9 protein-coding genes are annotated in these 10,427 nt (G+C 62.5%); 3 read left to right on the forward strand and 6 right to left on the reverse strand.

Annotation, left to right across the window (positions count from 1 at the left end):
- Positions 1-162 precede the first annotated feature (162 nt).
- Positions 163-1,221, forward strand: a complete 1,059-nt coding sequence (locus AC3WQS_RS23380) for an isopenicillin N synthase family dioxygenase (RefSeq protein WP_019746062.1) — start codon at positions 163-165, stop codon at positions 1,219-1,221.
- A gap of 8 nt (positions 1,222-1,229) precedes the next feature.
- Here the strand turns inward: AC3WQS_RS23380 and AC3WQS_RS23385 are convergent, their stop codons facing one another.
- Both AC3WQS_RS23385 and pdxR read right to left on the reverse strand, forming a co-directional pair.
- A complete protein-coding gene (locus AC3WQS_RS23385) occupies positions 1,230-3,347 on the reverse strand; it encodes an oxidoreductase (protein WP_172932792.1) in 2,118 nt (705 codons plus the stop codon).
- Between the two features lie 59 nt (positions 3,348-3,406).
- Complete coding sequence (pdxR, locus tag AC3WQS_RS23390) at positions 3,407-4,792, reverse strand: MocR-like pyridoxine biosynthesis transcription factor PdxR (protein ID WP_172932791.1); 1,386 nt, start codon at positions 4,790-4,792, stop codon at positions 3,407-3,409.
- A gap of 97 nt (positions 4,793-4,889) precedes the next feature.
- On the opposite strand from pdxR, the gene AC3WQS_RS23395 reads away from it, so the two are divergent.
- The gene (locus AC3WQS_RS23395) at positions 4,890-5,597 is read left to right on the forward strand and encodes a pyridoxamine 5'-phosphate oxidase family protein (protein ID WP_492712522.1); all 708 of its coding nucleotides are present in this window, start codon (positions 4,890-4,892) and stop codon (positions 5,595-5,597) included.
- Between the two features lie 80 nt (positions 5,598-5,677).
- Here the strand turns inward: AC3WQS_RS23395 and AC3WQS_RS23400 are convergent, their stop codons facing one another.
- The 4 genes from AC3WQS_RS23400 to AC3WQS_RS23415 form a co-directional block, all read right to left on the reverse strand.
- On the reverse strand, positions 5,678-6,916 hold the full coding sequence (locus AC3WQS_RS23400) for an HNH endonuclease signature motif containing protein (protein WP_492712521.1): 1,239 nt from the start codon (positions 6,914-6,916) through the stop codon (positions 5,678-5,680).
- Positions 6,917-6,976: 60 nt separating this feature from the next.
- Complete coding sequence (locus AC3WQS_RS23405) at positions 6,977-7,792, reverse strand: slipin family protein (RefSeq protein WP_492712520.1); 816 nt, start codon at positions 7,790-7,792, stop codon at positions 6,977-6,979.
- Positions 7,789-8,259: an NfeD family protein gene (locus tag AC3WQS_RS23410; protein ID WP_080910792.1), complete on the reverse strand. Its 471-nt coding sequence runs from the start codon at positions 8,257-8,259 to the stop codon at positions 7,789-7,791. Before AC3WQS_RS23410 ends, AC3WQS_RS23405 begins: the two co-directional genes overlap by 4 nt.
- Positions 8,260-8,376: 117 nt before the next feature.
- Positions 8,377-9,126 carry an IclR family transcriptional regulator gene (locus tag AC3WQS_RS23415; protein ID WP_020971387.1) on the reverse strand — a complete coding sequence of 250 codons (750 nt, stop codon included), beginning with the start codon at positions 9,124-9,126 and terminating at the stop codon, positions 8,377-8,379.
- Positions 9,127-9,373: 247 nt separating this feature from the next.
- On the opposite strand from AC3WQS_RS23415, the gene AC3WQS_RS23420 reads away from it, so the two are divergent.
- Entirely contained in the window at positions 9,374-10,426 is a 1,053-nt protein-coding gene (locus AC3WQS_RS23420) for an NrtA/SsuA/CpmA family ABC transporter substrate-binding protein (RefSeq protein WP_019746070.1), read from the forward strand.
- Position 10,427: the final 1 nt, after the last annotated feature.

Raw genomic sequence — 10,427 nt, forward strand, 5'->3', positions numbered from 1 at the left:
CGGGCCGACGAGGCCTGATTTAGGTTCACGCTGATTCGGGGTCTTGCGCCAACGGCGCAAGGCCCCGATTCTGTTATCCGCAGGGTGTTTCCGCATCCGCGCGGGTAATCACGCCTGCGGCTGCCGAATCGCTGCGCGGGTCCGGGTGCCGATCAGCGTGGAATGATGGACATCAGAACCATCACACGGATCGAGGACCCCATGTCGATTACGTCGCTGCCAGTGCTCGATCTGTCGCTTGCGCAGAATCCCGACACCGCCGAGCAGTTCCGCACTCAGCTCCGCGAGGCCACCCACGAGGTCGGATTCTTCTACCTGGTCGGCCACGGAATTCCCGACGAACTGCAGCGACGCCTCCTCGCCGTCGCCCGCGAGTTCTTCGCGCTACCGACTGCCGAGAAGCTCGCGATCGAGAACGTCCGCAGCCCGCACTTCCGTGGGTACACCAGGCTCGGCGGCGAACTGACCGAAGGCAAGCAGGACTGGCGCGAGCAGATCGACATCGGCGCCGAACAGCCCGCAGCCGAGCGCACCGACACCTCACCGGCCTGGGAGATCCTGCAGGGCCCCAACCAGTGGCCCGACGCCCTTCCCGAACTCCGCGACGTCATCACCGAGTGGAACGACACACTCACCTCGATCGCATTGAGCCTCTTACGCGAATGGGCGGTAGCCCTGGGCCAGGATGCGAACATCTTCGACGACGCGTTCGCTCACGATCCGTCGATCCTCATCAAGGTGGTGCGTTACCCGGGCCGCCCGAAAGGTGCCGGCTCCCAGGGCGTCGGCGGGCACAAGGACGCGGGTGTGCTGACCCTGCTCTATGTCGAACCGGGCAAGGGCGGTCTGCAGGTCGAGCACGACGGCGATTGGATCGACGCACCGCCGATCGACGGGGCGCTGGTGGTCAACATCGGCGAACTTCTCGAGGTCGCTACCGGCGGCTACTTGAAAGCGACTGTGCACCGGGTAGTTTCACCCGAGGGCGACGGCGAACGTATCTCGGTGCCGTTCTTCTTCAACCCGAACTACGCAGCGCAGATCCCGGAGTTCGACCTACCACCCGAGCTGGCGGCGCGCGCCACCGGCGTCACCGTGGACGCGAACAACCCGATCCACGATTCCTACGGGGCGAACGCCCTCAAGAGTCGACTACGCGCGCACCCCGATGTCGCGGCCCGATGGTGGCCGGACATCGTTGCGGCACAAAGCGCTACCTAGGGGATGGGTCAAAGATCCATCGCAACTTTCCACGCCGTGTGCATCGCACCTTCGATGTAGTCGACGTTCACCGCGTCACCGACCACGTGCACGTCGGAGACGACGCCGATCAGAGCGTCGGCCAGCGGCGCTTGCGCTGACACCCCCGATGCGACGACAACCATGTCGGCTGGAGCGGTCAGTGTCTTGTCACCGGAACGGAATTCGACGTGCTCCTTGGTGATTCGCTGCACCGTAGAATTGCGGTGAATGTCCACACCGACATGCTTGGCGTGGCGCACAGCCGTCCAGCGGCGCGGCATCGCCATCGGAATACCCAACTGCTGGCCTTCTTCGATCAGCGTCACATTGCGACCTCGCTCGGCCAGGAACTCCGCAAGCTCGAGTCCGACAAGCGAACCACCGATCACGACAACGTCCTTACCCATGGGCAGGAACTTGCGGGTCACAGCTCGAATCGCCGCGGGGCTCTTGGTGATACCGGACAGCTTGCCCAACTTGGCCATCGTCCGCAGGAACGGCGGCACCTGTGAGACGTCTCCCGCTCCGGTCATCAACGCGCGCAACGAATCACCGGTGTGCACGTGCGGCAAGTCGCCGCCCGGAACACTAGGCCGCTCACGAACTGCACCGGTGGCCACGACTGCGGCGTCGGGGTTCAGTGCCCGGATCGAAGCAACCGAGGCTTCGGTCTTCAGTCGAACATCGACACCGAGACGCTCGATTTCCACTTTCAACCAGCTGAGCAGACGCCCGTTGTCCGGGGTAGTGAGGCTCGAGAACCACAGGGTGCCGCCAAGGCGATCGGATTTGTCCAACACCGTGACTCGGTGCCCACGTTCAGCGGCCACGCGAGCCGTTTCGAGACCACCGGGGCCCGCTCCGACCACAACAACGTGTTTCGGAGTGCTGGTCCGAACGAAGGGGAGCAGCGCTTCGTTGCCCAGGGCAGGGTTCACCGCGCACAGCGGGGTCTCGTCCCAGAAGTTCTCCTGCACGCAGACGTAGCAATTGATGCAAGGCCGAACCCGCTCGGGTGCACCGTCTTTGAGTTTGTTCACCAACTGTGGATCGGCCAGGAGCTGGCGGCCCATCGCGGCGAAGTCCGTGCGACCTTCCGCGATCATCTTCTCGCCGACCTCGGGGAGCATACGTCCGACCGTGATCACGGGGATCGATATCACCTGCTTGATTCGCGTTGCGTTGTCCGTGTAGTAGCCGACCTTGTCGGGCAGGGGGCCGTCGGTGAAGTTGGCAAAAGCATTCAGCGCGGTACCGGTGACGTGAATGGCGTCAGCGCCGGCCTCTTCGAACATCTTGGCGGCCGCAGCAGCCTCGTCGACGGTCAGCCCGTCGGTTTCGCCGTACTCTTGACCGGCCAGACGCACGATGACGGCAAGCGCACCGCCGACCTCCTCCTTGACCGCCCGAATAACCTCACAAGCCAGGCGTGCACGGTTCTCCATGGAACCTCCGTACTCATCGCTGCGCTGATTCGTGTACCGACTCAGGAACGCTCCGAGGACGTAGTTGTGGGCACAGTGAATCTCGACGGCGTCGCCGCCCGCCGCCTTCACTCGTCCGGCAGCCTCGGCGAACATGCGGACGAGCCAATCAAGATCTTCCTTGGTGGCCTCGTGGTAGGTCGCCCTCTTGCCCTCGTTGATGGCAGCCATCTTGCCCAGTTCTTCGGGCGTGCAATCGGCCATCGCACTCATGTCACCCGGCGGCTTCGGTGTGGACGGGACCAGCTGCGGTCGGCCGTCGAGGGTATCGATGCGCGCCACCTTGCCGTGGTGTGTCATCTGCACACAGAGCTTGCTGCCTGCGTCGTGCACCGCGTCGGCCAACGCTTTGAGCCCGGGGATGAACCGGTCTTCCGAGAGCCCTGGTTCCTTGCGGCTGGTGCAGCCCAGCGGGTACGCAACAGCGCAGCAACCGGTGATGATCAGACCCGTTCCACCGGCCGCACGAGCCACGAAGTGGTCGATGTCGCCCTTTTCGATTTCCCCGTCTTCACACAGGTTCATGTCCATCGCAGGGAGAACCACGCGATTGGGCACGGTCATCGGGCCGATGGTGCCTGGTGCGAGCAGGTGCGGAAAGGTCTGGCTTCGGATCGTCACGAGCAGACGCTAGAACTGGACCACGCCCATCCGTTGCCGCACTCCCGATCAACGAGACTTCACGCGCTGTGACGTGCGAGGCACTCGGCTATCACCTCGAGCGCATATTCGAGGTCCGCGGATTCCACTCGCCCGTAGCCGATGACCAATCCACCGGGGTCTCCGTGCGTTCGGGTGGACTCGACCAGGGTGGGCACTTCGACGCCGTGTTCAAGTGCCTCGCGAGCGACGGTGGCTGCCAGATCCGCGTCGAGCATGAGCGTCGTGTGCATGCCGGCGCCGAGTCCGCGCAGTTCACCGAACGATGACAGTGCTTCCTCGACCGCCCGATCGCGCTCGCGGTACCTACGCCGGGCGGTACGTACCGCTCGATCCCATTCGCCGTCACGGAGCAGGGACAGGAGTGCTTGCTGCAGCGGAACCGACGGGAAGTCGCCGATTCGCTTGCGGTGTAATGCTATGCGGTCGACCAGGTCGAGGGGAGCTACCAACCAGCCCAATCGAATTCCGGCGCCGAGCGTTTTGGCAACCGTTCCGAGATACACCACCCGATCAGGAGCCAACTGGGCGAGCGCAGGCAAAGGCGCTACGTCGTAACGGAATTCGGAGTCGTAATCGTCCTCGAACAGGACGACGTCGCGGGCGCGTGCGAACTCGATCAACTGGTTGCGCCGACCTACCGGAAGCAGCCCACCCGTCGGATACTGATGGGACGGTGTCACATACACACCGCGGACGCCCTCCGACGCCGTTTCGAGTTGGTCGACACAGAGACCATGAGCGTCGACGGGCACGTCGAGCAGCGACCATCCACAGGCTGTTGCGGCCGAGGACGCATACCGGTATCCGGGATCTTCCATCGCCAGAACAGCACCACGGGTACGCAGAGCCGACAGGGCGAGGCCGAGACCATGCGTGGCACCTGAGGTGATCAGGATTCTCTCGGGTTCAACCGACATTCCGCGGGCTCTTGCCAGCAATTCCGATAGTGCCGAACGCAATTCGTAGTCACCCGCAGGATCGGGATCCTCGAATGGTGGCGGTTTGGACCCGACGTCACGCCACGCCCGCCGCCACGCTGCCGATGCACGCGGCGGCGTCCACGGCACGCCCGGCCGGAGCTGCACCCTGGGTGACATCTTGTCGGCGGTCTTCTTCGGTGTAGTCGTGGGAGTGACCGCGGGAGAGGGCGCCTCGGCAACGAAGGTGCCCGAGCCGTGCACAGCGACAAGCCACCCCTCGGCGATCAACTGCTCATACGCCCGTTCCACGACGCCCCGCGCCACCTCGAGCTCCGCCGCCAGCTTCCGGGAACTGGGTAACCTCAGTCCCACTGCCGCCTTACCACTGCGGATATCAGCTCTGAGGTGGTCGGCAATCTGGATCGGGAGCGCCCGCCGATCTGTCCGGTCGAGGACGACGGCTACCGCCGAAGGAAGAAACATTCAGAACCCTCCCGGAAGTGGCAAATCGAAGTGGCCTATCGAAGTCTCCACTGATTGGACCATGACTTGAAGCCACTTTGCCACCAGCATTGTCTGCATGACAGATTCCGTTGTCTTTGCTGCCCCTGCTCCTGCCCCCACTGCACCTATTCCGCTGTCTCCGACAGCACGTACGACGCACAAGCGCGCCCGCCACCACGGCGTCGCAGAACGCGCGGCACTCGTCGACGTCTTGCAGTCCGCGAAGCTGTGCCACATGGGCGTGAACGTCGGCGGAGTTCCCATGGTGTTTCCCACCGCGTACGGGTTCGACCTCGACGGCCCTGACCGCGACGGGTCTATTTATGTTCACGGCTCGGTGGCCTCGCGAAGCTTGGCTCCGGACAGCGAAATCTGCATCACCATCACGATCCTCGACGGGCTCGTGTTGGCGCGGTCGGGCTTCCACCACTCGATGAACTACCGCAGCGGCGTCATCATCGGATCACCTCGAGTCGTGACCGACGGCGACGAGCGAGTGAAGGCTTTGAATCTGATCGTCGACCAGGTGCTTCCCGGACGTTCCCAACATCTTCGGGATCACACGCGCAAGGAAATGGCGGCAACCATCGTTCTTGCACTGCCGTTGTACGAGGCTTCCGTCAAGGCTCGCACCGGCGGCCCCGGCGACGATGCCGCCGACATTGGTGTCGAAACCGTTTGGGCTGGAGTAGTTCCCGCAGCTACGCACTTCGGTGAACCGATCCCGTCCGAGGATCTCGACTCCGGTGTCGCGCTTCCGGACCATATCTCGACGATGCTCTGACCGCACACGCGACTCCGACAAACGCAGCTCGCACCGGGGCATGGCTATGCCCCGGTGTGTACGTATTCAGTTGCGCCCGTTCAGGCTGCTGTGGGCGGGCTGTTCCCGCCGATCGGCTGCTGATACGGATCGATCGACATCGGCGGGTAGAACACCGTCTTCCGATCCGGACCGATCTCCACCCGCCACTCCGTATGGTGCAGTGTCCGATGATGATGACCGCACAACAAGATCAGATTGTCGAGATCCGTTGGGCCACCATCACCCCAGTGAACAATATGATGAGCATCGCACCACCCCGACGGCGTCCCACACCCCGGAAACGCACACCCACCATCACGAACCGCCAACGCCCGCCGCTGCGGAACCGTCGCCGTTCTCGCTTCCTTACCGCAGTCGAGCGGAACACCATTCTCATCCAACACAATTCGGGTGACGGTGCAGTCGCACGCCAGCATCCGTGCGGTATCGATACTGATCGGACCCACCCAATCCGTCCACGCGAACCCCAACTCCTCCGTGGACGGCAACAGGTCTTTCAACGCTTGCAGGTCCGTCATGTCTTTCGCGGACGCGGTGACCGTGATGTGTGGTTTCACGCCGCCCTCGATCGGACCCAACCCCGCTCGCTCGTACCGGCGCAACAGTTCGCAAAACCCATCGGCCCGTCGTAATGCCGGCGTGCGGGTGTCCTTCACGCCGTCCTTCTCCGGTGTCGGAGCGGACAGGCTCGACAGCAGCGTGATCAACCGTGCCCCGTTGACCGCATCCAGATCACCCTTCACAGTGACCCGCCCGTACAAGCCTTTCGAGGCGTAGAACTCGTTACGTTCGGAATCTTCCCCGACCGGGACGCCGTCCTCACGCTTGCCGTACTGCTTCTCGATCCGCCGAATCGCTGCCCGCACTGCATCACAATCGGCAATGTTCTTCGCCGCCAGGCCGAGCAGGATCCCGCGGGCCTTGTCCACATCCGCCAGGGTCATGTTCTTCGGCGGATGCTGACAAAACGACGCCACCTGCCGGGCTTTCAACGCATCAACGTCACCCCGGTGAAACGCATCCGCGACAACAGGTTCGAGCATCAACAACCGCGCCAACCCGACCAGCAGACTGCACTCACCGATCTCCAAATTCGTCGAACCATGCAACCACTGCGCGATCGCCCGAAAACCCTTCCCCCCGAGAACCTCACGGGAAAACATCTCCACAATCAGCAACACCATCCGCGACTGCAACTCGTGCCGGGCGCGCACCAGATCGAGAACCTCACTCTTGAGGTCCTCGCCATCCAGTTGCCACGGATCCCGACTGTCCATGCAGCAATCATATTCGAACACAGTTTCGAATACAAGAGAATATCGAGATGAAACTAGCTGCTAATCAACAACTTTCGCATTCCAGACAGAACGGGCATGTTCTTGGGTGGCTGTGGAAACCTCCGTTTGGCCGCCCATGAAGGGCCGGACAAGATCCAGCGGCAAGGGGAAGACAACGGTGGAGTTGTTCTCGCTACCGATCTCGTGAAGTGTCTGCAGATATCGCAATTGCAGGGTGGTCGGATTGCGGCTGATCACCTCGGCCGCCTCGGCGAGCTTGGCCGAAGCCTGAAACTCGGCGTCGGCGTTGATGATCTTGGCTCGACGTTCACGTTCGGCCTCTGCTTGCCTGGCGATGGCGCGCTGCATGTTGGCTGGAATCTCGACGTCCTTGATCTCGACGGTCGTGACCTTGACGCCCCACGGTTCGGTCTGCTGGTCGATGACTTTCTGCAGATCCTCGTTGAGGCGTTCACGTTCGGATAGCAGCGAGTCCAGCTCAGCTTTACCGAGGATGGAGCGCAGTGTGGTCTGGGCGATCTGTGAGGTGGCGGCCAAAAAGTCCTCGACTTCGACTATCGAACGGTCAGCGTCGACGACCCGAAAGTAGGTGACGGCGGTGACCTTCACCGGAACATTGTCGCGGGTAATCACTTCTTGGACCGGTATTTTCAGCGTGACGGTTCGCAGACTGACCCGTTCCATGCGATCGATCGCCGGCACCAGAATCACCAGGCCTGGGCCTTTCAAGGTGATCAATCGGCCGAGGCGGAACACCACCGCGCGCTCGTACTCGCGCAGAACTCTCACCGACATTCCCACAAGGACTGCAATCAGCACGACAAACACGGACAACATGACAAGCACGGTGGTCATAGCGGCAGCTCCCACGGTTCACGACGGCGCACTTTCAGAGTCAGGCCTCGTACCTGCTCTACGACGACGAATTCGCCCACGGCAGGCACGGAGTCGTCGTACCCGAATTCCATTCGAGCACTCCATAATCCGCCGTCAAGCTCGACCTGACCCTGCGCGCCGGTCCAACTGCGAACGGTCGCGTCGGAACCGACAAGAGATTCCGTCCCCGTACGCACGGGAGCGCGGCGCGCGGTAAGCGCTTTTCGACTCGCTACCGCCACCACGCCCAGGCCGACTACCGCGACTCCCGCCGTCACCGGGATCGCGATCAATTGGCCGATACCGTCGGATGTGAAAAGCATCCAGACGCCGGCACCGATCATGAGTGCTCCAAGCACACCGAGCACCCCCGCGGTTGGGGCATGCGCCTCGACCACGATCAACAGGACGCCCAGCAGCAGGGCAACGACACCGATCGTCGTCATCACTCGTCTCCACGCTCGCGAGGACGCGGTCACGTCGCGTAGCCATTGTGCGATCGCGCCCTCGACTTCAACGGTAATCACGTTCGGCCGGATCTGCCACAAGCGCTTCACGCCAGTTCAGAGAAGCACTTCACCGATCTGTCGCGCAGTCACCTTGGCAAGGTCGGCGAGGAACGGAATCCGTTCGTCGATCATCAGCTCGACCGGACCACGAAGCCCGAGAGCGTAACGCACAGTGCCGGATCCATCGATGATCGGAATTCCGATCGTTCGGTAATCCGGGGTCAACTCCTCGTCGTTGAATCCGTATCCTCGCTCACGAGTCAGTTCCAATTCCCGGCGGATACCGGCAACGTCGGTGATCGCACGCTGAGTGGTCGCTTCACGTGGCAGCGCAGCGAGCTCGGAATCGTCGACATCGGACCAAGCCAGAAAGGCCTTCCCCAGTGCGCTCGCATGCAAGGGAAGGCGGACACCTTGGAGCACGTGCCCGTCGGCCTCGCGCCACCGACTGAATCCGAGCAACACCACCTCACTTCCGCTTCGCACTGCCAGGGAGGCGGATGCTCCTGTCGTCGCGGCCAATTGCTCCAAATAGGGCTCGGACAGATAGATCCGATGCTGCCGGTAGGAGACCTGTCCGTAAGCCGCCAGCGCCGCGCCGATGCGATACCGACTGGTTGCGTCGTCCTTCTCGAGGAACCCCGCGTCGACGAGAGACTGCAGCAATCGATGCGTGGTGCTGACCGCAAGCTCTTGTCGCCGCGCAACTTCCGAGACTCCCAGTTCTTCGCCACTGCGAAAACATGTGAGCATGGTCAGGGCACGGGTTACCGTCTGAACTCCCGCGCCGCGTGCGTCCGTCACGAACGATCCTTTCGCTGTGGCCTGATCGACCTGAGAATCGGACGCTAACACGGACCCAGCAGTCCGGCCATCCTTTCCATCAGGTGGAAAGGAACCAGACGACGGTCCATAAAAGCCCAGATGAACAGACTTCCGATGTTGTCAAGATTTCCAATCTCCAGAAAACAAACGGGGGTAAAACGGACAGGCACCCAATAGCGTCATCGTCGTCAGTTCTGACGAATCAACGCCTGAAGGAGCCACATACATGTCCCGCTTCCGCCGACTGCCACGAGCTGCCGCTGCGCTCGCCATGATCCCGCTGGCCGGGTTGGCGGTGGCGTGTGGGTCTTCCGATTCCGACAGCGCCGCAGGCAATTCCAGCGCCGACTTCACGCTCAAAGTCTTCGATCCCGGAAACTCCGGTGCCATCGCCGTCGGCAAGCGTGACGGAACCTACGACGAGGCGCTGGCACCGCTGGGCGCAAAGATCGAATGGGTCAAGACCACACCGGGATTCAGCTCCAACCTCAAACTGTTCAACAGCGGAGAACTCGACATCCAAACCGGCGCATACAGTCCCGTCGTCGGCGCACTGTCCAAGGACGTGGGTGTCCGCATCTTCGCCACGTCCGACCCGTACAACAAGGACCAGGCCGGCATCATCGCCACTCCGGAATCCGGAATCAAGACCGTCGCAGATCTGGCCGGCAAGCGCATCGCCGTCAACCCTGCAGGTAAGGGCGAGTACATCACGCTCAAGGCCCTGACACAGGCCGGAGTGCCGATCGATTCCGTCGAACGCGTTCCGCTGCAACAGGCTGACGCGGCGTCGGCGTTCTCCACCGGGCAGGTCGACGCGTGGGCATCGTTCCTGATTCCGTATCAGGAGGCGAAGGCCAAGGGCGCGGTCGAGATCGCAACCGAGGCGAGCATCGACTCCGTGGACAGCACCATCATCGCCGGCCGCACCGCAGTACTCGAAGCCCATCCCGAGGTTGTCCAGAAGTTCCTCGAGGTCACCCAGGAACTCACCGCGAAGCAGCAGGCCGACCCAGCAGCCTTCGAGAACGTCTTCGAACAGACCGGTCCGCGTGCACTCTCCGGACAGCGACTCGACGACGCGATCACCCTCGGCGGCCAGATCACCAACTTCCGCTACCCGACTGCAGCCGACGCTACCGACCTCGAATCCATCTCCACGCTGTTCGCCGAGAACAAGGTGATCCAGCAGCCCCTCAAGGGCAGCGATGTGATCTTCGACCTCCAGGGTGCTGTGGCAGGTTCGGCAGCGGCAGCGCCCACCACCGAGGGGAAGTGAC

The sequence above is a fragment of the Rhodococcus sp. FW305-130 genome (assembly GCF_058788335.1).

Coding starts and splice junctions, on each gene's coding strand:
- AC3WQS_RS23380 (WP_019746062.1), top strand. CDS start 163: ATGATGGACATCAGAACCATCACACGGATCGAGGACCCCATGTCGATT.
- pdxR (WP_172932791.1), bottom strand. CDS start 4,792: ATGTTTCTTCCTTCGGCGGTAGCCGTCGTCCTCGACCGGACAGATCGG.
- AC3WQS_RS23395 (WP_492712522.1), top strand. CDS start 4,890: ATGACAGATTCCGTTGTCTTTGCTGCCCCTGCTCCTGCCCCCACTGCA.
- AC3WQS_RS23400 (WP_492712521.1), bottom strand. CDS start 6,916: ATGGACAGTCGGGATCCGTGGCAACTGGATGGCGAGGACCTCAAGAGT.
- AC3WQS_RS23405 (WP_492712520.1), bottom strand. CDS start 7,792: ATGACCACCGTGCTTGTCATGTTGTCCGTGTTTGTCGTGCTGATTGCA.
- AC3WQS_RS23410 (WP_080910792.1), bottom strand. CDS start 8,259: ATGACGACGATCGGTGTCGTTGCCCTGCTGCTGGGCGTCCTGTTGATC.
- AC3WQS_RS23420 (WP_019746070.1), top strand. CDS start 9,374: ATGTCCCGCTTCCGCCGACTGCCACGAGCTGCCGCTGCGCTCGCCATG.